General features: G+C 27.7%; 23 protein-coding genes. 16 read left to right on the top strand and 7 right to left on the bottom strand.

Features of this window, described 5'->3' with window-relative positions; genetic code table 11:
* Positions 1-96 precede the first annotated feature (96 nt).
* From BHYOB78_RS00895 to BHYOB78_RS00885, 3 genes are all read right to left on the bottom strand, one after another.
* The gene (locus BHYOB78_RS00895; RefSeq protein WP_020064579.1) at positions 97-1,209 is read right to left on the bottom strand and encodes a hypothetical protein; all 1,113 of its coding nucleotides are present in this window, start codon (positions 1,207-1,209) and stop codon (positions 97-99) included.
* 120 nt (positions 1,210-1,329) lie between these two features.
* Positions 1,330-1,755 (bottom strand): hypothetical protein, encoded by a 426-nt coding sequence (locus BHYOB78_RS00890; protein WP_012671471.1) that lies wholly within the window; start codon positions 1,753-1,755, stop codon positions 1,330-1,332.
* Between the two features lie 183 nt (positions 1,756-1,938).
* Positions 1,939-2,241, bottom strand: a complete 303-nt coding sequence (locus BHYOB78_RS00885) for a hypothetical protein (RefSeq protein WP_020064580.1) — start codon at positions 2,239-2,241, stop codon at positions 1,939-1,941.
* Positions 2,242-2,536: 295 nt separating this feature from the next.
* On the opposite strand from BHYOB78_RS00885, the gene BHYOB78_RS00880 reads away from it, so the two are divergent.
* The gene (locus BHYOB78_RS00880; protein ID WP_020064581.1) at positions 2,537-3,907 is read left to right on the top strand and encodes a phage terminase large subunit; all 1,371 of its coding nucleotides are present in this window, start codon (positions 2,537-2,539) and stop codon (positions 3,905-3,907) included.
* A gap of 96 nt (positions 3,908-4,003) precedes the next feature.
* Here the strand turns inward: BHYOB78_RS00880 and fsa are convergent, their stop codons facing one another.
* Together fsa and BHYOB78_RS00870 are read right to left on the bottom strand one after the other, a co-directional pair.
* A complete protein-coding gene (gene fsa, locus BHYOB78_RS00875; protein WP_012671468.1) occupies positions 4,004-4,657 on the bottom strand; it encodes a fructose-6-phosphate aldolase in 654 nt (217 codons plus the stop codon).
* Between the two features lie 103 nt (positions 4,658-4,760).
* A complete protein-coding gene (locus tag BHYOB78_RS00870) occupies positions 4,761-5,618 on the bottom strand; it encodes an aldo/keto reductase (RefSeq protein ID WP_012671467.1) in 858 nt (285 codons plus the stop codon).
* A gap of 189 nt (positions 5,619-5,807) precedes the next feature.
* On the opposite strand from BHYOB78_RS00870, the gene BHYOB78_RS00865 reads away from it, so the two are divergent.
* The gene (locus BHYOB78_RS00865; RefSeq protein WP_012671466.1) at positions 5,808-6,584 is read left to right on the top strand and encodes a DeoR/GlpR family DNA-binding transcription regulator; all 777 of its coding nucleotides are present in this window, start codon (positions 5,808-5,810) and stop codon (positions 6,582-6,584) included.
* Positions 6,585-6,607: 23 nt separating this feature from the next.
* Complete coding sequence (locus BHYOB78_RS00860) at positions 6,608-7,201, top strand: GDSL-type esterase/lipase family protein (RefSeq protein ID WP_020064582.1); 594 nt, start codon at positions 6,608-6,610, stop codon at positions 7,199-7,201.
* A gap of 3 nt (positions 7,202-7,204) precedes the next feature.
* Here BHYOB78_RS00860 and BHYOB78_RS00855 read toward each other — a convergent pair whose 3' ends face one another.
* A complete protein-coding gene (locus tag BHYOB78_RS00855) occupies positions 7,205-7,471 on the bottom strand; it encodes a tetratricopeptide repeat protein (protein ID WP_020064583.1) in 267 nt (88 codons plus the stop codon).
* Between the two features lie 112 nt (positions 7,472-7,583).
* Between BHYOB78_RS00855 and BHYOB78_RS00850 the strand changes: the two genes are divergently transcribed.
* From BHYOB78_RS00850 to BHYOB78_RS00800, 11 genes are all read left to right on the top strand, one after another.
* Positions 7,584-8,798, top strand: a complete 1,215-nt coding sequence (locus tag BHYOB78_RS00850; RefSeq protein WP_020064584.1) for an MFS transporter — start codon at positions 7,584-7,586, stop codon at positions 8,796-8,798.
* 168 nt (positions 8,799-8,966) lie between these two features.
* Entirely contained in the window at positions 8,967-9,464 is a 498-nt protein-coding gene (locus BHYOB78_RS00845; protein ID WP_012671462.1) for a rubrerythrin family protein, read from the top strand.
* Positions 9,465-9,511: 47 nt separating this feature from the next.
* Complete coding sequence (locus BHYOB78_RS00840; protein ID WP_020064585.1) at positions 9,512-10,252, top strand: MIP/aquaporin family protein; 741 nt, start codon at positions 9,512-9,514, stop codon at positions 10,250-10,252.
* A 47-nt stretch (positions 10,253-10,299) separates the two neighbouring features.
* Positions 10,300-11,784, top strand: coding sequence for a glycerol kinase GlpK (gene glpK, locus BHYOB78_RS00835; protein ID WP_012671460.1), 1,485 nt, complete (start codon positions 10,300-10,302; stop codon positions 11,782-11,784).
* 110 nt (positions 11,785-11,894) lie between these two features.
* Positions 11,895-13,334: an NAD(P)/FAD-dependent oxidoreductase gene (locus tag BHYOB78_RS00830; protein WP_020064587.1), complete on the top strand. Its 1,440-nt coding sequence runs from the start codon at positions 11,895-11,897 to the stop codon at positions 13,332-13,334.
* A gap of 287 nt (positions 13,335-13,621) precedes the next feature.
* Entirely contained in the window at positions 13,622-14,896 is a 1,275-nt protein-coding gene (locus BHYOB78_RS00825) for an NAD(P)/FAD-dependent oxidoreductase (RefSeq protein WP_020064588.1), read from the top strand.
* 16 nt (positions 14,897-14,912) lie between these two features.
* Positions 14,913-15,797 carry an arginase family protein gene (locus tag BHYOB78_RS00820; RefSeq protein WP_012671457.1) on the top strand — a complete coding sequence of 295 codons (885 nt, stop codon included), beginning with the start codon at positions 14,913-14,915 and terminating at the stop codon, positions 15,795-15,797.
* 42 nt (positions 15,798-15,839) lie between these two features.
* A complete protein-coding gene (locus tag BHYOB78_RS00815; protein ID WP_012671456.1) occupies positions 15,840-16,199 on the top strand; it encodes a DUF1667 domain-containing protein in 360 nt (119 codons plus the stop codon).
* A 105-nt stretch (positions 16,200-16,304) separates the two neighbouring features.
* On the top strand, positions 16,305-18,086 hold the full coding sequence (locus BHYOB78_RS00810; protein WP_028331338.1) for a methyl-accepting chemotaxis protein: 1,782 nt from the start codon (positions 16,305-16,307) through the stop codon (positions 18,084-18,086).
* A 90-nt stretch (positions 18,087-18,176) separates the two neighbouring features.
* Positions 18,177-18,902 carry a DUF4241 domain-containing protein gene (locus tag BHYOB78_RS00805; RefSeq protein ID WP_012671454.1) on the top strand — a complete coding sequence of 242 codons (726 nt, stop codon included), beginning with the start codon at positions 18,177-18,179 and terminating at the stop codon, positions 18,900-18,902.
* Positions 18,903-19,691: 789 nt separating this feature from the next.
* A complete protein-coding gene (locus BHYOB78_RS00800; protein ID WP_020064589.1) occupies positions 19,692-20,855 on the top strand; it encodes a hypothetical protein in 1,164 nt (387 codons plus the stop codon).
* 126 nt (positions 20,856-20,981) lie between these two features.
* Here the strand turns inward: BHYOB78_RS00800 and BHYOB78_RS00795 are convergent, their stop codons facing one another.
* A complete protein-coding gene (locus BHYOB78_RS00795; RefSeq protein ID WP_012671452.1) occupies positions 20,982-22,379 on the bottom strand; it encodes an MATE family efflux transporter in 1,398 nt (465 codons plus the stop codon).
* A gap of 253 nt (positions 22,380-22,632) precedes the next feature.
* Between BHYOB78_RS00795 and BHYOB78_RS00790 the strand changes: the two genes are divergently transcribed.
* Complete coding sequence (locus BHYOB78_RS00790; RefSeq protein WP_012671451.1) at positions 22,633-23,217, top strand: CarD family transcriptional regulator; 585 nt, start codon at positions 22,633-22,635, stop codon at positions 23,215-23,217.
* Positions 23,218-23,291: 74 nt separating this feature from the next.
* On the top strand, positions 23,292-24,293 hold the full coding sequence (locus BHYOB78_RS00785) for a PIN/TRAM domain-containing protein (RefSeq protein WP_020064590.1): 1,002 nt from the start codon (positions 23,292-23,294) through the stop codon (positions 24,291-24,293).

Here is a 24,293-nt window from a genome sequence, read left to right as displayed (position 1 = left end):
TAAAGTAAATTAATTTTTATAGAATTTTTATATAAACTAAATAAAAAAAGAGCCCTAAATAATTAGGACTCTTTATCAATAAGAACAAAAATATGTTTAATAATCTGCCATTTCTCTAAGGAAGTTTCCGTTTCTATCTATATAAAGTCTCATATTATTTGCCATTCTCACTTCGAATGTTCCTATCTCTTTTACTTCTACATCTAATATCTGAACATTAGGATATTTTGATGCTGCAGTATCCAAAACTACTTGAGGTACTTTGAAAGGAGTATAAAAATCCTGAACGTATAATGGAGCATTCTGAGTATTTGCAGACGCATTGTTATTATTATTCAAATTTTGATTTTCTTCAGGTGCATAAGCATTATTTTCATTTGCTTTTCTAGTTAATTCTTCTGCAGCTTTTATCAAAGCCTCAGCAGCTATCTTATAAGGATCATCTGACATGTTATTGTTTGTTTGAGTATAATTTTGAGCATTATAATCATATCCGCTGTAGTAGTTATTTTGATATGGATCTTGTGCATTATAATTATATGCATTATAATCATAAGGATTTGAATAATTATTCTGTGCTGTATTATTGTCATAATTTCCATTATATCCATTCTGATTTGCATTAGGGCTGTAATAAGGACTATTAGGATTTTGAGATTCTCTTTCCAATATTTTCATTAATTCTTCATAAGGATTTACATAATTTGCATTATTATTATATCCTTGATTATTATAATTATCATAACCTTGATTATAATTATCATAACTGCTTTGATATGAGTTTTGCGCTGTATTATCATAACCATTGTAATTATAATAATTATTTTGATATGGATTTTGTGCTGTATTATTGCCGTTATAAGGCTGAGTATTATAATTTTGAGAAGCCCAATTCATAGCATTCATAGTATCTTGATATGGATTTCCTTGCATTGCATTATAATTATTATATTGTTCATAAAATCCAGGATTATAATAAATACTATTAGGATTATTCGCCTCCTGAGATAAAGTTCTCATAAACTCCTGATAGTAATTATTGTAGTAGTTATTTGCCGGTACATTGTTATTTTGATATGCATTATAATTATTCTGATTATTTTGATAATTATAATTATTCTGGTAATTATATGGATCATAATACTGAGCAAATAACATACCTGAAGATATTATCAAGGCAGGTATTGCTTTAAAAATCATTTTTCTCATAAACATATCCTTTGTAAATATATTGTAAATTTATTATTTACTGTATTTACATTATAATACATTTATCTTTACATGTCAATTTTTTTTACAAAAAATTTTAAATAAATTTACATTTTAAAATCAATTAGACTTAATCAATCTACCAGATGTAATAGAATTATCTTCATTAATTATATTAAGATGAAAAATATTATTATTAAATGTAAATTTATATTTTTTTAACCCAATAAAATTTATCTCAGCACTATAACTATTATCTGAAATTTTCACAATATATTCTTTTGATAATTCTACATCTTCAGGATTTGAGCCTCCATAATAAGTTACTGAACCTTTTACAGAGCCGTCATTATTAATTGTAAATGTAGCTCTTCCATTTTCTATATTACCATTTTTATGTTTTCTATTTACTTCTGCAGAATATTTTCCTGCATATTTTGCATCTATGCCGTTTCCTGTTTTTGTAACATCATTAGAACATGATAAAGAAAATACAAAAAATATCATCATCAAAATTAAAGAAATTGTTTTTAAAAAAGTATTCATTTTTTATCCTATATCTTTCATTTTATATTTTTAAATATAATAAAAATATATAAATATTATTATTTCTAAATATGATTATTTGCATTATTTTTCATAATAAAAAATTTTAATAATATATAAGTCAATATAAAACCTCATACTAGAAAAGCATGAGGTTTTTTTATAATTATTTCTTCAAAAGGATTATTTTACCCTAGCACCTTTTCCTCTTATTTTCATTTTTGTAGAAAATCCTGTTTTTACTATTTCATATCTAGGCATGATAATAAAATCATAATTTGTATCTTTTAAAGCCTCAGCTATTAACTGCTCTTTTAAAGTTTCATCTTTTGCATCATAAGGAAGTTCAGCTGTTAAAACTTCACCCACTTCAATATCATCACCTGTAAGCTGCAAACTTTGAGGTATTCTATCAACAGTTGCTACAGTTGAACAGCCTATCATCATAAATACTGATATTACAATAAAGCCAATAATTTTTTTCATTTTTATCTCCATTTTACTTAATTAAAAAATAATAAATCAAAGCAAGTATTAAATTACCAATATTATTTTCCTCCTTTTATAAAATTTTAATACTCACTTGAAAAATATGGCTAAGTATACTAAAGAATATAAAAAATGCATTTGAAGTATATATTTTTTTAAATACTTCAAACAAAATATAAAATATATATAACTATATTAATAAAAACTTATAATTTTTGCTTTTTATATGAGGATATTATTTCTATACAAATGAATATCAATCAAATATAAAAATAAATTATGAGAAAAAATTATGAATATAAAATTTAACATATTAAAACCTTTTGAAAAATGGGCAAATACTGAAAAGAGATTAAAAATAGCATTCGGAGGACGCGGAGGAGGAAAAAGCGAATCAATAGCAAGAATATTAATAGCTAAAAGTTTTGAAAAAAGCGGTGTAATATTATGCTCAAGAGAAATTCAAAAATCAATTAGTTATTCAACCTACCCTCTTTTAATAAGCATTATAAAAGAACTTAATTTAGAAAAGTTTTTTAATATAAAAATAAATGAAATCATTAATAAAATCACAAACTGCAAATTTATATTTTTAGGAATAAGAGAATGCTCTATTGAAGAAATTAAATCTATTTATAATGTAAGAATATGCTTTATAGAAGAAGCACAAACTCTCACACAGAGAAGTTATGAAATATTAGAGCCTTCAATAAGAGCTGAAAAAAGTGAAATATGGATAGCATTTAATCCTAGATTTGAAACAGATTTCATATATAAAACAGTAAGCAAATTCAATTTAGAAAATCAATTCTATACAGATAAAAATAATAATAAATACAATTATAAAGAGTATGAAGATAATAATATTTTAATTACATCTATAAATTATGACGGCAATTATTATTTTAGTGATATATTAAATAAGTCAAGACTTTCTACTTTAAAACTTATGCCAAAAATGTATGATCATATTTGGCTTGGAAAAATAAAAAATAAACAAGGAAAAATTTTCTTATATTCAAAATTAAAATTCTATGATGATGATTTAAACGATATAAAAGAAAAAATTAATTCTTCAGAACATAAAGCTGTAGTGGATCCTGCATTCGGTGAATATAATTGTTTTACTTCGGCAATAATATATGCGCAGATAGGAGAAGATATTTATTTAATAGATTCAGGACTTATAAGAAATGATACTAATTCCACAACAGATGAAAGCATAATAAAATTTCTATCTAATAAAAATATAAAAAAAATATTATGCGAAAGTAATTTTGCTCAAAAAGAATTAGTCAAAAGATTAGAAAAGCATTTTGAAGTTACTCCGTTTTATGTGCATAAAAATAAGGCAGAGAGAATAGTAAATGCTAGTTATATTATATATGATAAAGTGTATTTTCCAAAAAGCTGGCAGAAAGTACCTGAAGAATCTGATACTGATAAATGGCTTAAAACTAATAATGGAAGAGGATATATAGCACTTAATCAATTATTAAATTTTGATGATTCTCTTGAAGGAAGCAATATCAAAGGAAATGTATTCAGCTATTTAGATTTTCCTGATGCTTTATCAAGTTTAATACAGTTTGGTATAGATGATATTATTTATGAAGAAAATGATAATAAAACGAATTTAGTTGATGCCATTTTCGGAGAATAAAATATAATAAAAGCGAAGTATAATAAAAATACTTCGCCTAATATAAAAATAATTACTGATTATTGAGATTATTACTCAAAAGATATTTAGATTAAATTATTTACCAAAAACAGCCTCATAATCTTTTTTAAATTTTTCTATACCTTGATCTGTTAATGGATGTTTAGTCATCTGTTCTATAACACTATAAGGTACTGTAGCAATATCTGCACCTGCTAATGCACATTCAGTAACATGAATAGGGTGTCTTACGCTTGCAGAAATAATTTCAGTTTCTATAGCATGAGTAGCAAAAATTTCTGATATAGTTCTTATAAGCTCAAGTCCGTCCATTGATATATCATCAAGTCTTCCTATGAAAGGAGAAACATAAGTAGCACCGGCTCTTGCAGCAAGTAATGCCTGATTAGCTGAAAATATTAAAGTAACATTAGTTTTGATTCCTTCTTTAGATAATACTTTTACAGCTTTTAATCCTTCAACTGTCATAGGAATTTTTACTACCATATTTTTATGTATTTTAGCTATTTCTCTTGCCTCTGCTATCATATCTTCAGCTTTAACAGTAGTAGCTTTAACCTCTCCTGATATAGGACCATCTACTATAGTAGTAATTTCTTCTATAGTTTTTTTGAAATCTCTTCCTTCTTTAGCTATCAAAGATGGGTTTGTAGTAACTCCGCAAATAACACCCATATCATTAGCTTTTTTGATTTCATCAACATTTGCTGTATCTATAAAAAATTTCATTTAAAAATCCCCTTAATAAATTTTTTGAATTATTATATATCTTAAATCATATTTTATCAATATAAATAATAGCATATAAAAAATACAGTTAAACTATTTTTTATTAAAAATTAACTTTATCCGGATGATGTCCTGAACCTCCGAAATATTCCATAGCATTAATTGTTTTCATATCTTCATCGCTTATAACAAAATCAAAAATTTCTGTATTTTCCTTTATACGTGAAGCTGTTACTGACTTAGGCAAAGGTAAAGTATTATTTTGTAAGCACCATCTTATACAAAGCTGAGCTGCAGATTTATTATATTTAGAAGCAATGCTTTTTAATGTTTCATTATTAAGCATCTTACCAGTACCAAGAGGACTCCAAGCCTCAACTAATATATTATTATCATTACAGTATTTAAAAGTTTCTTCCTGCATAAAACCAGGGTGAAACTCTATTTGATTAACCATAGGCTTAATTTCTGTTTCCATTAATGATTTCAAATGATGAGGCATAAAGTTTGAAACACCTATTGATTTTATTTTACCTGATTTATAAAGTTCTGTCATAGCTTTCCAAGTTTCTAAATTTATATTATCCCAATCATTGAATTTATTTACTGATGCAGGCCAATGAATAAGATATAAATCCAAATAATCAAGCTGTAAATCATTAAGAGTTTTTTCAAAAGCAGCTAATGTTGTTTTATATCCTCTGTCTTTATTCCAAACCTTACTAGTTACAAAAAGTTCATTTCTATTTATGCCGCTTTCTTTAATAGCCTTTCCTATACTCTTTTCGTTTCCATAAACAGCAGCTGTATCAATATGTTTGTAACCTGATTTTATAGCTTCTATTACAGAGTTTATTGCAGTTTCCCCATCAGGAGTCTGCCAAGTACCGAAACCTATACAAGGAATTTTATAACCATTATTTAAAGTAAAAGTATCTTTTAAACTATTAAAATTACTCATAATATTATCCTTTATTATTAATTATTATTATTTATTATTGTATGATAGCGATATTATAGTGTAAAACCTATAAAAGTCAACAATAATCACCAATAAAAAGTATAAAACAATAATAAAAAATAAAAAAAGATATTGAAACTGTTAATATTTGATATATAATAAATTAATAAATAATATCAGAGGAATTATATGTCTAATTTAGGTGATGATTTATTATTTGCTGAAGAAAGAAGAGCAAAAATAATAGAATATATAAACAATAACAAAAAGGCAACTGTTAATGAATTAAGCGAATATTTTAAAGTTTGTATATCTACTATAAGAAATGATTTAAAAGATTTAGAAACATTGGGAAAAATAACAAGAACCCATGGAGGCGCTATAACAAAATCAAAATCATCTCAGGAATTAGATTTAGAAAAAAGAACTGAAAATTTAGAAGCTAAAAAAATAATAGCTAAAAAGGCGTTAGAATTAATAGATGACGGCGATACTATAATACTTGATTCAGGAACTACTATACATGAACTTGCAAAATTAATGCATAGCAAAAAAGATTTAACAATAATAACAAATGATTTAACTTGCGTTAATATATTAGAGCCTTACGGATTTAATATAATTATTTTAGGCGGTATTGTAAGCAATGGTTTTCATTGGGTAAGCGGAGAATACACTTTAAAAATGCTTGAGGGACTCAATGCAGATAAAGTATTTTTATCTGCAGGAGGTTTTTCTATAAACAGAGGTATTTCAATAGGTTCTCTTCCTATATCGTATGTAAAAGAAGTTATGATAAAATGCTCGGCAAAATCCATATTAATATCAGATATATCAAAATATGAGAAATACAAATTAGCAAAATTTGCAGATTTTAAAGATATAGATATATTTATAACTGATAAAATAGATGATAATGTAAAAAAAGCAATAGAAGAATTAGGCGGAGAGGTTATTTTAGCCTGAATAAAAATTTTTTAGGAGTATTTATGAATATAGTTTGTTTAGGAGACAGCACTACTTACGGATATATGGTTGGAAGGAATAAGGTTTGGACTAAAATTCTAAATGATAAATTTGCTGAAGAAAATAAAAATATAAAATTTATAAATAAAGGTATTAACGGAGATATGATTTCCGGAATGCTTGTTCGTTTTGATATGGACTGCGTAAAAGAAAATGCTGATACTGTAATTTTAATGGGCGGAGTCAATGATATATTTACATGCAAATACTTAGAAGAAATAGAAAATAATTTTATAAATATTATAAACAAGGCTTTAGAAAATAATATTGATATAATTGCTTTTACACCTATTGCTTTTGTTAAAGAAGTTTTCACCTTTTTTGAATCTAACAATATAGAAGAATTTGAAAGTATTTTGAAAGAGTATGTCAATTTTATAAATGATTACACTGCTAAAAATAATATAAAAAGCATAGATGTTTATAATATATTCGTAAATAAGATTTTAAAAGAAAATAATTATTATGATATATTCTTTGACGGAGTTCATTTAAATGAGAATGGACATAGTGTATTTGCTTCAGAGATTTATAAAGAATTAAAAAAATATTTATGATTTTTATCTTTTATCTAAAAAACCATTAAATATATTAAAAAGTTCTATATGCTTATTTGTTTTACAATCATTATCATCATTTTTTAATTCATTTTCCATTTCAATATAAGAATTAATTAAATTGAGTCCGAAATAAGATTCTATATTTTCAGGATCTTCTTCTATAGATTTTTTATAATATTCCAATGCTTCTTTATATTCGCCAAGTTCCTGTTTTTCTTTTGCTAATTCTAAATATTTTAATGAATTATTATTGTTTGATTTTTTCATAACAAATATAACCTATTTTTTGTTAAAAATTTGCTGAATAAATCATATATTATAATTGAATTTTTTTCAAAAAAGGTATAGAACTAATGCAATTATTTTTGAGAGTTTATTTATGTCTAATAACAATGATGAAAATGTTATTTCAAGCAGCACTTCAGAAAATAGATTATTAGCTATAATTTCTTTAGTGCTTCTTAGTTTTGCTTTAGGTACAAGTGAGTTTATAGTTATAGGAGTTTTAACAGAGATAGCTGAAGGTTTTAACATTACAGAAGTTAAAGCCGGAGGGCTTGTATCTATGTTTGCCCTAGCCTATTCAGTATGCACACCTTTTTCTGCAGCTATTGCCGGAAAATTCAATAGATTTCATTTTATAATATTTGCAGGCATATTATTTATAGTAGGAAATTTCTTATGCTCATTAGCCTCAAATTATACATTCCTACTTATTGTGAGAATGTTTATAGCTATAATTTCAGGAGCATTAATATCTGTTTCAATATCATTCAGCCCTTATATATCAACAAAAGATAAAAGACCTATGGTTGTAGCCTGGATATATTCAGGATTCAGCATAGCTTCAATATTCGGAGTACCTATAGGAACAAGCATAAGCTATTATTTCGGATGGCGTGCTTCTTTTATATTTATATCTATTTTCAGTGCTGTCATGCTTATTTTAATGTTTATTACTCTTCCTAAAAATACGCCTACTCATAAAGTAAAATTATTAGGACAATTTATACTATTTAAAGATGCTAGATTTATATTAAGTACATTTACAATACTATTCGGAGCGGCCTCTTCCTATGTACTTTATACTTATTTAAAGCCTATTTTCCTTAATTATATTCATATACCTAATAAATATGTAAGTGCAGCATTACTAGTGTTTGGAGTAACAGTTCTTTTCAGTAATCTTCTTTCAGGTAAATTAGCAGAGCATAATGGAGTATACAGATTAAGATATGTATTTATGATGCAGTTTTTATGTATGATAGTTTTGCCTTTTGCACTTCTTAATGCTGTAAGCTCTTCTATTGTAATATTAATCATAGGTTTCTTAATGTACCTAATGAACTCCCCTGTTCAGTTAAATATTTTAGATTTTACAGAAAGAGAATATCCTTCATGCCTTACATTAGCCTCATCAAATAATTCTTTTTCATTCAATTTTGGTATAGCTTTAGGATCATTTGTAGGAAGCAGTATATTTGATAATTTTGGTATAAGATGGGTAGGATTTGGAGGTGCCGTACTTTCTGTACTTGCTTTTCTTTCTATTGTTTGCCTTTATAAAATAAATAATAAAAACGATAATATATAATAAATTATATAAAGTTTTATTTTTTACGATATTGATACTTTATCATTTTAAAATATTAAATAACCGATACATAAAATATAAAAATTTCTTTTTTTATGTTTTTATATATTTTAAATAGTAAAATATCTATACTAGTTAATAGGAAAAGAAAATTATTAAGGAGAGTACATGGATCTAAAAAATTCAAAAACAAATGAGAATTTGAAAGCAGCTTTTATTGGAGAGGCTATAGCTAGGTGCAAATATATGTACTATGCTGAGAAAGCTAGAGAAGATGGAATGGAAAATTTGGCATTGGCTTATGAAAAGGCATCAAGAAATGAGCAGGAACATGGAAAATTATGGTTTGAAAGATATCATGGAATTTTTTCAAAAGATGAAAATTTAAAAGATGCTATTACAGGCGAAAATTATGAAGCTACAGAAATGTATTTAAACTTTGCTAAAACTGCCAAAGAGGAAGGTTTTAATGATATAGCCATACTTTTTGAGCATGTAGCTAAAATAGAAGAAGAACATAAAAAAATGTTTGAAAAATATTTAGGAGGAAATGTTGAAAGCATAAATAAATGGCAATGCGGAAAATGCGGTTATGTTCATAGTGAAGCTACTCCTCCAAAAAGATGCCCTGTATGCGAACAGTATAGAGTTGGCGGAGTCAATTAACAAATACAAAACACATATATTAAAAACTATTATTATGGAGGTTCGATATGTATAATAAAAGATCGGAATTCTTAGCAGAATTAATGGGATCTATGTTTATAGCATTATTTGGATGCGGAGTAGTTGCATCAGTTAATATAGGAAATAATGGTGCTCCTATAAATATACATATAGCTTGGGGACTTGCTGTTACTTTCGGTATATATGCTTCAGGTAAAATAAGCGGTGCTCATTTAAATCCTGCCGTTACACTTGCCCTAGCTACAACAGGAAGATTTTCATGGTCTAAAGTTTGGTATTATATATTAGCTCAAATGATAGGCTTTTTTATAGGGGCTGCTATAGTATTTGCTGTTTATTATGGAAAATGGATAGAAGTTGATCCTAATTTTGAAAATACAGCAGGAGTATTCGCTACATTCCCAGCAGTTCCAGGATTTTTATACGGATTTATAGACCAAGTAGTAGGTACATTTCTTTTGGTATTTTTAATATTAGCTACAGGAGATGCTAACAATACTCCTGCAGGTGCAAATTTAGGACCTATAATAGTTGGTCTTATAATAGTTGCCATAGGCACATCATTCGGTTTTATGCATGGTTATGCTATAAATCCGGCAAGAGATTTAAGACCTAGACTTTTTGCTGTTGCTGCAGGATTCAAAAATAACGGACTTACAGATGGAAGCAATATATGGATAGTACCTGTAGTAGGACCTATAGTAGGCGGAGTATTAGGAGCTATTATTTATGATATTACAGTAGGAAGAATATTTGCTAAAAAATAATTTTAATAGAATTATTAAAAAATAAATTTAATAAAGGAGTTTTAATTATGGCTAAATATGTAGTGGCAATAGATCAGGGTACAACAAGCAGCAGAGCTATAGTATTTGATTATGATCAAAATATGGTATCAGTTGCTCAAAAAGAGTTTACTCAAATTTATCCCCATGAAGGCTGGGTAGAACATAATGCAGCTGAGATTTGGGCTACTCAATTTGGGGTTTTGCAGGAAGCTATACAGATTGCCGGAGTTAAGCCGGAAGAAATAGCTGCTATTGGTATTACTAACCAAAGAGAAACTACTGTAGTATGGGATAAAAATACAGGAGAGCCTATTTATAATGCTATAGTTTGGCAATGCCGAAGAACAGCTCCTATTTGCGATGAATTAAAGAAAAAAGGTCTTGATACATATATAAGAGAAAATACAGGTTTGGTAGTTGATGCTTATTTCTCCGGCACTAAAATTAAATGGATACTTGATAATGTACCAGGTGCAAGAGAAAAAGCTAATAAAGGCGAACTATTATTCGGTACAATAGATACTTGGCTTGTATGGAAGCTTACAGGCGGTAAAGTGCATGTTACAGATTATACTAATGCATCAAGGACTATGATATATAATATTAAAGAACTTAAATGGGATGAAACCATTTTAAAAGAATTGGACATACCTATGAGTATGCTTCCTGAAGTAAAAGATTCTTCTTGTATTTACGGATATGCTCATATTAATGGAAAAGAAGTTCCTATATCAGGCATAGCAGGAGACCAGCAATCCGCTTTATTCGGACAAGCTGGATTCAATAAGGGAGATACTAAAAATACTTATGGTACAGGAAGCTTCATTCTTATGAATATAGGTGAAAACTTTATATTAAGTAAGAACGGACTAATCACTACTATAGCTATCGGATATAATGGAAAAATAGAATATGCTTTGGAAGGCTCTGTATTTATAGCAGGTGCCGTTATACAATGGGTAAGAGATGAACTAAGACTTCTTCATGATGCTAAAGATACTGAATATTTCGCTACAAAGGTAAAAGATACCAATGGTGTTTATTTAGTACCGGCATTCGTTGGTCTTGGTGCTCCTTATTGGGATATGTATGCTAGAGGATGTTTAGTAGGTATTACTAGAGGAGTTAATAGAAGCCATATAATAAGAGCTGCTGAAGAGGCTATTGCTTATCAAAGTAAAGATGTTATAGATGCTATGGTTGCTGACAGCGGAGTTAAGCTTTCTTCATTAAAAGTTGACGGAGGAGCTTGCCGAGACAATTTCTTAATGCAGTTTCAATCTGATATTATTAATACAAAAGTTCTTCGTCCTCAAATCACTGAAACTACAGCTTTAGGTGCTGCTTATTTAGCTGGGCTTGCTGTTGGATTCTGGAAAGATAAAGATGAAATCACTAACAGATGGAAATTAGAGAGAGAGTTTACTCCTTCTCTTTCTGAAGAAGAAAGAAATAAAAAATATATGGGTTGGAAAAAAGCCGTTGAAAGATCAAGAGGCTGGGCTTTATAATTTGTCATTAAATTTATGCATATTAATATTTTATTTTTATAAGATATTAATATGCATATATATTCTTATTTTTGAAATAAATTGTATAAAATTCAAAGGAAATATATATTATGTATGATATATTGATTATAGGTGCTGGAGTTTCAGGTACTTCCTCAGCTAGAGAATTATCAAGATACAAAGCTAATATATGCGTTGTTGAAAGAGGAGAAGATGTTTGTTCTGGTACTTCCAAATCTAATAGCGGAATAGTGCATGCAGGTTTTGATGCTGCAAATGGTTCTCTTATGGCTAAATTGAATGTTTTAGGAAATAAGATGATGCCAAAAATAGCAGAAGACCTTGATGTTCCTTTCAAACAGAATGGTTCTTTGGTGGTATGCACTAATGAGGAAGATATGCCTAATTTACAGGCTATATATGAAAGAGGAATAAAAAACGGAGTTGAAGGACTTCAAATATTAAACAGAGAAGAGGTTCATAAAAGAGAGCCTAATTTAAATGATAATGTATGTGCGGCCTTGTATGCCCCTACCGGCGGTATAGTTGATCCTTTTATATTAAATATTGCTTATGCTGAAAATGCTTATGCTAATGGAGTAGAGTTTAAATTTTATACTGAAGTTATCAATATAAGAAAACTTGATGACGGAACTTTTGAGGCTGAAACTAATAATGGAGTTATAAAAGCTAAATATATTGTAAATGCTGCTGGTGTTTATGCAGATAAATTCCATAATATGATGAGTAAAAATAAAATACATATCACTCCTAGAAGAGGAGATTATATTTTACTAGACAAAGAAGTTGATAATCTTGTAACTTCTACGATATTTGCTCTTCCTACAAAATTAGGTAAAGGTATTTTGGTTACTCCTACAGCCCATGGCAATATAATGCTTGGGCCTACTGCAATTGATATAGAAGATAAAGAGGGATTAAACACCACTGCTGACGGACTTGCTCAGATTATAGAAAAATCTAAAATGACAGTAAAAAATATACCTTATAATAAAGTTATTACTTCATTCTGCGGACTTAGACCTCATGAAGATAATCATGAATTTATTATTAAAGAACTTGAAGACTGCGAAGGATTTTTTGATTGTGCCGGTATAGAATCTCCTGGACTTGTTTCTTCTCCTGCTATAGGGCTTATGGTTGCTGATATAGTAAGCAAAAAAGGAAATTTCGAGAAAAAAGAAAACTTTATAGAAACAAGAAAAGGCATTACTCATTTCAATGCCCTTTCTAATGAAGAGAAAAACGACCTTATAAAAGAAAATCCTTTATACGGACATATAATTTGCAGATGTGAAAAGGTTACAGAAGGTGAAATAATAGAAGCTATACAAAGACCAATAGGAGCTAAATCTCTTGACGGAGTAAAAAGAAGGATAAGAGCAGGGCTTGGAAGATGTCAGGGAGGTTTCTGTTCCCCTAAAATAATAGAAATTTTAGCCAGAGAACTTGATGTTTCTCCTTTAACTATTACAAAATGCGGTAAAGGTTCTGAAATAGTTATTGGTTATGACAAGGAAACTTTATAATATTATTGAATATAAGTTAATAGCTTATTTTAGGTTAAAAATGCAGTTATTATCGAAAGAGTATGCGAATGTATTAATGTTCTCGCTGTATACGGAAAATATCTAAAGCTACATTGATACTGTATGCATAGCAGAGGTAAAATAACTAGGCTGCTGCACACTGTATAGTTTGTAATGGCAAAGCATACAAATATAAAATTTAAAAAATTGCTTTTTAACAAAAAATAAAATTTTTAGTATATAAAAGTAAAATAAAGTTTATAGATAAAAAATAAACGAGGTAAAAAATGGAATCTTATGATGTTGTTGTTATAGGCGGAGGACCTGCCGGACTTGCCGCTGCCATTTCTGCTAAAGAAAATGGAATAGATAATTTACTTATGTTGGAAAGAGATGCCGTACTTGGAGGCATACTCAATCAATGCATACATAATGGTTTTGGACTTCATAGATTTGGTGAAGAGCTTACAGGACCTGAATATGCTTATAGATTCATAGAAAAAGTTATAAATCTAAATATAAATTATAAGCTTAATACTATGGTTTTGGATATTGTACTTAATAATGACAAAACTAAAAAAATCACTTATATAAATAAAGAAGAAGGTTTAATTGAAATCAATGCAAAAGCTGTAATACTTGCTATGGGATGCCGTGAGCGTTCAAGAGGAGCTTTGAATATACCAGGATTTAGACCTGCCGGAATATTTTCTGCCGGTGCTGCTCAGCATTTAGTTAATATTGAAGGATATATGCCTGGTAAAGAAGTTGTAATACTTGGTTCTGGGGATATAGGTCTTATTATGGCTAGGAGAATGACTTTTGAGGGTGCTAAAGTTAAGGTAGTAGCTGAAATACTTCCTTTCTCCGGAGGGCTTAAAAGAAATATAGTTCAATGTTTGGACGATTTTGGAATACCTCTTAAACTTAGACACACAGTAATAGATATTAAAGGAAAAGACAGGCTTGAAGGTGTTACAATAGCTAAAGTTGATGAAAATATGAAGCCAATTAAAGGTACTGAAGAATATTATTCCTGTGATACTTTACTTTTATCTGTGGGACTTATTCCTGAAAATGAGCTTTCAAAAGAGATTGGTGTTGAAATTAACCCTATAACTTCTGGAGCCTTCGTTAATGAAAGTTTAGAAACTAATATTGACGGAGTATTCTCTTGCGGCAATGTTCTTCATGTTCATGATTTAGTAGACTTTGTATCTGAGGAAGCTGAAACTGCAGGAAAGAGTGCTGCTTCTTATGTTCTTAAAAACAAAAGAAGAAATGACAGCAACTCTATTTCTCTAAAAGGCTCTAATGGAGTAAGATATACCGTTCCTTCTATGATTAATGTTGATAATGTAGATGATCATGTAATGGTGAGATTTAGAGTAGGCAATATATTTCAGAATAAATTTTTGAATGTTTATTTTGATGGTGAGAGAGTAATACATAAAAAGCATTTGATATTTGCTCCAGGTGAAATGGAAACAGTAAAGCTTGATAAAGATATGCTTTCAAAAGAAGGCTTAAAAAATATTGAGTTTAAAATAGAAGATAATTGATTATCGGGGTTAATTAATGAGTAAAACTATAAGATTAATTTATCCGCAGTGGCAGGGAGGAATTATATCTCATTGGATAAAGGAATTAAAGCCTGAAGATTCTTCAAGAGGTTATTATCTTGGGGCAAAATTATTAAGCATACTTGCCCCTAAAAATGATAATCATGAAACTTTAGAAGTTCCTGTCTCTTTAGATATAAAAAATAGAGAAATAAAAAACGGTATTATTGATTATGATTTTATAGTATCTCAGACTAAAAATGCATTGTATATTTTAAGCAAAAATAATCCTGATAAAATAATAACTTTCGGAGGCGAATGTTCTGTTAGTGTAGTGCCTTTCACATATTTAAATAAGAAATATGATAATGATGTTGCTTTAATTTGGATAGATGCTCATCCTGATATTACTTTGCCTGAAGATAATACTTATGCCGGATATCATGCTATGGCTGTTAGTGCCTGTATGGGTAATGTTGATAAATATATAAGCTCTATACTTCCAAGCAAAATTTCAGCTGATAAAATATTATTTGTAGGGCTTAGAGATTGGGAAAGAGATGAAATAAAAAAACGTCAAGAGGAATACGGCATAACTCATTTCGCTCCTGAAACTACTTCCTCATCAAGTGAAGTTGTAATAGAATGGTTAAAAAAATCTAATGCTTCTAAGGTTTTGATACATTTTGATTTGGATGTGCTTGACCCTAATGAAATAATAGCTGCTGTCGGAGTTTCTCCTAATGGAATGAAGATAAATGAAGCAGTAAGAATAATAAATGATATTGCAAAAGAAAAGGAAATTGTTGGCTTTACTATAGCAGAACATATGCCAAGAATTGAAATAATGCTTAAAAATATGATGGCTGATTTGAGTTTATTTAATGAGCTCAATAAGTAAAAAATAAAAAACAATAAAAAATATATAAGGAAGTAATTAATTATGGAAAAAAAAGAATTAACTTGTATATGCTGCCCTATGGGATGTGCTTTGTCTGTAGAGTTAGAAGGCAGTAATGTTTTAAGTGTAAGCGGTAACACTTGCAAAAGGGGCGACACTTATGCAAGAGATGAAGTTGTACGTCCTGTAAGAATGGTTACTTCTATAGTAAGAGTAAAAAACGGAAAATTAAAGATGCTTCCTGTAAAAACTAAAGAGCCTATAGACAAATCAAAAATACCTGAATGTTTGGAGGCTTTAAAAAATATTGAAGTTCAAGCACCAATTCATATAGGAGATATCATACTTCATAATGTTACAGGATCTGATATAATAGCTACTAGAAATGTGGATGCAATTTAATCAATAAATACAATATTTTTTATAGTTAAATCATAATAAAATTTAATTATTACTTGAATTATTAACTATAAATTGCTATCTTTTAAATAAAGGAGTAGTAATTGTATGAAAAATGATTTAATTATTAAGTTTCTAGCACCATTTATAATTTTCTTAACTATAGTATTAATATCTGTATATTTTATTTATAAACCAATATACAGAAACCAATTTTTAAATAGCAGTATGTCTCAAGCTATGAATGTTGATATTGTAGCTGAAAATTATTTAAATGATATAAAAAACGATATATTATTACTTTCCAAAAGTCTAGAAATATCTTCCGATTATTATTATTTCGGAAAATTTATAACAAATGTACAAAATACTTATAAAAATTATCTAAGTATCTATTTCGGAGAAACTATCTCTTATTCAAAAGGCGGTATGTTTATTAATACTCTAGTAGTACATCCTAGAACTTATGATCATGTAAGCAGAGGATGGTATCAGGATGCATTAAAAACTAAAGATATAGTGATAAGTGCACCTTATGTGGATGCTGCATCAGGAAAAATAGCAATTACTTTTAGTAAAGCTGTATATACTAATTCAAATCTTATGGGTGTTTTGGGTATAGACTTTGATAATATGGAAGATTTAATATTAAAGGCTAAAAAATATTCAGATTATAATTTTTATTTAGTTTATTTAGATGGAACTTATGTAACACATAATAATAAAGATTATATTTTAAATAAAGATATTACTTTATTTAATGATCCTATATTTGAAGAGTTTAAAGATTCTTTTTCATCTATAGATTACAAAATAGGTTTAGTAAAAGATGAATGGTTTTTTATAAAAAGAATACAGGATACTCCTTTCTTTTTGGTATTCAAAAATAGTGCTAAAGAATTTTATAACAATTTTAATAAGATAATGTTATCTTTTTTAATAATTATAGTTATATTAATATTATTAGAATTATTATTAGTTTCTAAAATAGCAATACCATTATCTAAAAACCTAAATAACGCCATCAATACAATATTTTTAATGAAAGATGGTAATTTCAATAATAAATTTGAAGAAAATGAATTAAATAAATCAGGTGTTGCAGGACAACTTAATAATTCAATTAATGATATGCAGTCATCTATAAATAATTTAGTTTCTCAGTTAAAACTTAATATACAGGCAATAAATAATGCTTCAAATGAAATATCATCAGGAATAGATAATCTATCTAATAGAACTTCTTCAGAAGCTGCTGTTGTAGAAGAAATATCAGCATCTGTAGAAAGTTTATTTTCTGCTATATCATCTACTGCTAAAAATTGTCAATTAGCTAGGGATATGAGCTATGAAGTAACACAATCTGCTAATAAAGGTTTTCAATCAGTAAGTGAAATTACAAATAATATGGGTGAAATTTATGAATCTAGTAAAGAAATATCTAATATTAGTAAAGTAATACAGAATATCGCTTTTCAAACTAATATATTAGCTTTAAATGCTGCTGTTGAAGCTGCACGTGCTGGTGATCAAGGAAGAGGTTTTGCTGTTGTTGCTTCTGAAATTAGATCTTTAGCACAAAACGTTAATGAAGCTGCTGTTAATATAACTAATATTATAGATACTACTGTATCAAAGATAGATATAGGAAATGATTCTGCTAAAAACTCTTTGAATATTTTATCTGAAATAGAAAAATCAACTAATGATGTACTTGAGATATTGGTTAATATTGCATCTTCAGTTAATGAAGAGGAAGACAGTGTGAAACAAATAGGAAGTTCTATGAATGAGCTTAACAATATCACACAGGAAAACTCAAGCTTGGCCAGTCAGAGTTCTGATTTGGGAAGAGATATTGCCAATAGCACTAATAATTTGCAGCAATAACTTGTTTACTTTAAGTTAGAATAAACTTTTTATTTGTCTTTATTTATCTTTTATAGTATATTATTATATAATAACTATTCGGAGTAGTATATGGACAAAGATTTCAAACAACAATTCAATAAAGTAAAACATTTGCTTTTGCCTGGTTTTGATTTGGATAAGCCTTTTAGAGATAAAAAATTTAATGATACAGAGCTTGATATATTAGATATAGGAGAAGTTAATTTATCATCAGGTAAAATAATTGCCTGTGATCCTTTAGCATATATGTATGATGATCAAGTAACTCCATTTATTCAAACTGTAAAACCTGATAAATATAAAGTTTCTCTTCTTATAATAAAAGATGAGGAGAGAATTTCTATAGCTAAAATTTCTTTCTCTGACAAAGAACCTAAAAGATATGAACTTGCCGTTACAGGAGAAGAAGATTTATCTGAAGTAGAAGAAGGTGAGTTTTTCGGATATCCAGTAGATGCTGGTATGGGTTGTTTTTGCGATTATGACGCAGCTAAAAAATATTTTGAATATGAAAACAAACTTGAAGAAGAAAGCGGCGGAGATTTCGATAACAGATACGATGATTTATTTTCCGACTTATTAGAGGATAATGCCAAAAATAATCCTAAATATCAATCTGAATATGGTGATTGGCTTAATTGGAATGTCCCTGAAAGCGATTCTAATATAGTATTATTTACAAGCGGTTATGGTGATGGTTATTATCCTTCATATTTTGCTTATGATGAAAATGACAATATATGTGCTTTATACACTATATTTATAGATTTAAACGATGAAGATTATGATGATTAATAATTTTTGTATATATGGTTTAAAATTTAAAAAATCTTGGGCGGGCATCTAAAAAATCTAGTTTGATAATAAGAGAAAATAAAGTTTATATTACAGATAGAAACTTTAAATATAAAGGGCGGGCAAATGTAATTTAAGTTTTAAAACTTATATTAAATTCCCCACCCTTCATTATTTATAATGATTTTTTAAATTTAAATATTAACTACATTTATAACTTAATGAGAAATTTCAGCACCCACCCAAGTTTTGCTTAAATTTGCTGCATTATTATCGCACGCAAAGTGATTTTATAAATATAAGCTTAATTATTAATCCAAATTATATTTATTATAAGAATGCATTCTGCGTGCGTTGAGGATAATCTTAAATCTAATTAATGCTTGGGTGGGCAGCTAGAAAATCTAATTTTGTAACAAGAAAAAATAAAGTTGTATTTTTATTTTGATATTTGGGGCTTTGCCCACCGCTCTGCGTGCTTACGCAACACCCCACTTCTTTTGGACGCTGTCCGCCTTTGGCGTGCCACAGTCGAAGCTCGCCTTCGGCGAAAGGCTACATTTTGACTTAAATTTAGTAATTTATCTTACCTATAAAACATAATTAGTATGATTTAATGCTAATTTTATACTTGCACTTTTTGGTTCTTTTTGCGGCGGGAAAAAGAACAATAAAAAATTGACAAACTTAAAAATTTTCAGTATATAAATAAATTTTATTGTAATATAGTTTATAAAATGTATAATTTTATATAATTAAAGAATTAATATTATAGGATAAAGATATAAAATGTATAAAGATTTATCACACTTAAATGAAGAAGAATTAGACATTTTGATAGAAAAATATTACAGCGGCTATAATGTTAAAAAGATTTTAGAAGAATATAATTTAGATATAAAATCTTCCAAATTATATACTTATTTCCCAGCAAAAGTTGTTCCTGAATATAAATGTAGACATTGTAATAGTAATATGATTTATAATAGAAAATCTAAAATGTATGGGGATAATTATAATATTCAAGATTTATTTTGTCAAAATTGTGGTCATAAATATGAAGATAAATATTGTCAATGCTATTATTGTCAACAAGAAAAAATAAAAATATTAAATTATAAAAGAGAGATTATAAAAAAAACATATAGTACAGAAAATATAGATAGTATAAATTTTAATAATTTAAATTTTTTTAATAAAGTTTATTTAGGTTCTATTGTAAGAGCATTAATATCAGAGGATTTATCATATATAAAAGATCTTAATAGTTCTAATATAAAGTTATCTCCATATGATAAATTAACTTTTAGAATGTATAGAGAATTAATAAAAATACAAGCTTTAGTTGTTAGTCCATTTTCTGACGTATCATCATTTAAAGATTGTGAAGAATTTCCAAGTATATATTATATTGATCAAGTTATGTATATATTAAATATAAATGATGATTTAAATTTAGACAATCTTATTAAAAAAATAATAAATCCTGATTATTATAATTTAGAAAATATTAATGATGCATATAATTTATGGAAAGATATAGCAATTAATGAATGTATAGAATATTTAATATATCAAATTAAGCAAATAAATTTTGAATTTAATCCAGCAGATAAAACATATAATATTATTGAGCTAATGTTAGAAAATTTTTCTGTTTCTCAAATATATAATATCATAGATAAAAGTGTAAAAAATGCTTCAAAATTTTATTTGGAGAAAAAAGTTTCTAAACAACATGCTGCTAATTCAATAATAGGTGGATGCGAAAGATATGCCAATAGAGCTATTGTTGAAAAATGGGATTTAACAAGATATAGACGTAACTACGATTTGCCACAAAGTGAAATTAGTGAATTCTTTTTTAATAAAGTTATAAAAATAGGAAATTTAGGATTTGATATATCACCAAATACAGAATTATTAAAAACTAAGTTTCATAATAACGATTGAGAATTAAATATATTTTGTGTAAAAACTATAAAACAAAAATATTTATTTATGTTATATATAATAAAAAATGCCTGCACTTCCAAGAATAAAAGTGCAGGCTAAGGTCTATGAAAAGTTTACGAAATGTCATACATTTGCATAAGCTGGTTCAGAATTATTTTCACTATTATTTTCTTCTTCAGTTAATTTCTTTTTCATTTTCTTATAAATATATATGTACATAATACTAGCCATTATAACAGTAACTATATCAGCTATAGGCTGAGCCCATATAATGCCTTTTATGCCGAATAATTTTGTACCTATAAGTATTGTAGGAACAAATGCTATACCTTGTCTGCTTATAGAAAGCACCAAAGAAGGAATTGACTTTCCTAATGCTTGGAATGTAGACATAAATACAAATTGGAAGCCTATTATAGGAGCTATAGAATAACTAGCAACTAAGAATTTTACACCATAATCAATTACTTCTTCATTGTTGATAAATACAGCTACTGCTAATCTTCCAAATATTAAAGATAAGCCCAAAAGTAAAAATCCTATTACAACACTTACAGCACAAGATATTTTAATGGCTGCATTCATTCTCTTATAATTTTTAGAAGCGAAGTTGTAACCCACAAAAGGCTGAAGCCCTTGAGAAAGCCCTATAAATACTAATACTACAAGAGTAAATATTCTTTGAGCTACTCCAAGTCCTGCTACTGCATTATCACTGTATCCTGCAGCCAAATTGTTTATCAATATGTTTGAAGCACTCATAAGTATATTATTAATTGAAACAGGTATTCCTATTGCAAATACATTTGAAAGTATATCTGATTGTAAAGAAAACTCTTTAAAATGTATAGATAGGAAAGATTTTTTTCTTAGAATATGGTATATGTAGTAAACAGTAGAACAAGCATTACCAATAATTGTAGCAAGAGCAGCACCGGCAACACCCATATTCATATAAAGTATCATAATAGGATCTAATACAATATTCACTACAGTACCTATCATCATACCTATCATAGCCTCTTTTGAAGAACCTTCAGCACGTATAATTTGCCCCATAGCCATCTGATTAACTACAAAAGGAGCTCCTAATGCTACTATTATTAAATAATCTTTAGAAAATTGATAAGTATTTTGGCTTGCACCTGATATCTTTAATATATCTTTCATAAATATAAGATATACAGCCATAGATATAAAACCTACTATAATGCTTGCATAAAAAGCAAATGCTGATATCTTTTTTACAGATTCATAATCTCTAGCACCTAATTTCCTTGATATATATGATCCGCCGCCTATACCGAATATATTACCGAAAGCCATAAGAAGCAAATATATAGGCATACATAATGATACCGCAGCAACCTGATTAGGATCGCCTGTCTGTCCTACGAAAAAAGTATCTACCATATTATAAAAAACATTTACTAACATTCCTAATATTGTTGGAAGTGCTAGCGTAATTAGAGCTTTATGTACTGGATAATTTTCAAATAATTCTATTTTTTTATCTGTCATACGTTTGTACCTCCTTTTTATTATTGCCAATATATATAGTATACTATATATTTAAATATAGCAAGCTATGTAGTTGTAAATTTTGTAAATTTATTTATTAAATTATCAATTAACTTTATAACCAATAATACAAATACAACATCAATACTGTAATAAAATACTTGATTTTTTATAAATTTAACATATAATAGACTGAGGTATATTATTATATTTTATTAGAATAAACCATTAACTATTAACAAGAAAGGCTAATATGTACAAATTGAATACTTATGTTGTATATCCTATGTACGGTATATGCAAAGTTGTGGGAATATCAGATAATAAAGTTAATTCTAATCTAGTAGAATGTTATGTTTTAGAATGCGAAAGTGAAAATATTACATTAAAAGTGCCTATAAATAGAGTTAAAGAATATCGTATACGAAAGATTATATCTAAAGCAGAAGCTGATAATCTTTTAAATATATTACAGACAAAACCTCATGATATAGAAAATAATTGGAAAATAAGATACCAAGAAAATGAAGAAAAGCTAAGAAGCGGGGATATTAAAGATACGATAGAAGTTGCAAGAAGCTTATTCACAAGAAACAAATTAAAAGAACTTTCTGCAAGCGAAAAGCGTTTATATGAAAAAGCTTATATGTTTATAGTTAATGAAATTAGTATAGCATTAAAAAAAGACAGAGATGAAATTGAAGATATAGTATCAAATGCTTTAGAGAAGTCAGCTAAAAAATTCAAAACTAAGCCTTTAGAAAAAGAAAAAGTAGTTAAAGAAAAAGAAACTGCTAAAAACGGCAAAAAAAAGAAAAAAGAGGCTGATAAAGAATAGCACCTACTCTAGTTTATATTAGTTTATTCCATTAAAAAAATAATATGCATATAATATAAAATTAAGGGGAAATTATGTGGAGAGTTGTGTATTTTGTACTATCTTGTATAGTACTAGCTGTGGATTATTTTATACTGAAACATTTTAATTATCAAACATTAACAGTATTTATAATTAGTGCAATATTGGTATTTTTATTTGAGTTTTTATTTATTAGAAAGAAAACTTCTAAAATCATATTAGGTTTTTTTATAGCATTTTTTTTGACATTAATCACTGTACTTTTAACCATAAGTACAATTAATACTGTAGGAATAAGTTTATCATTAAATGAAAAATTAATTATTCTATTCGTAGAAGGATATTTAATTTTCGGTATTATTATAGCTTTTATACCAAGTATATCAAATATGTTTAAGCTTACAAAGCAGGATAAAACAAAAACTGCAAAAATATTAGATACTTCTGTTATAGTAGACGGAAGAATATATGATATTGCTGAAAAGAAATTTTTTGATGGGCTTCTTATACTTCCTGAATTTGTTATAAAAGAAGTGCAGTTTTTAAGCGATGCAAGAGATCCTCAGAAAAGAATAAGAGGAAGAAGAGCTTTAGAAATATTAAATAAAATGAAATCTTCTAAAAACATACTTCTTTCAATAACTGATATAGATTTTCCTAATATCAAAGAAGTGGATTTAAAACTTATTGAGCTTGCTAAAAAAATGGATGCTAAAGTAATAACAAATGATTTTAATTTAATGAAAGTAGCTTCCATACATGAAGTAGATATATTAAATATTAATGACTTAGCTAATTCTCTTCATGTAGTAGTTTTACCGGGTGAAACTATCAATATAGATTTGATAAGAGAAGGAAAAGATAAACAGGCTTTAGGTTATTTAGAAGACGGCACCATGATAGTAGTTGATAATGCCAAACATTTAATAGGAAAAAATGTTGAAATAGAAATAGATAATGTGCTTCCTAAAGAGGCTGGAAGAGTAATATTTGCCTCTCTTGCAAACTCAAAAACTACAAGCAATAGTAATAAAAAAAGACATGATAATAAATAA

Source organism: Brachyspira hyodysenteriae ATCC 27164 (assembly GCF_001676785.2).
GTDB classification, from domain to species: domain Bacteria; phylum Spirochaetota; class Brachyspiria; order Brachyspirales; family Brachyspiraceae; genus Brachyspira; species Brachyspira hyodysenteriae.
The sequence above is the reverse complement of the archived record's forward strand: the minus strand, read 5'-3'. Positions and strand labels throughout refer to the sequence as shown.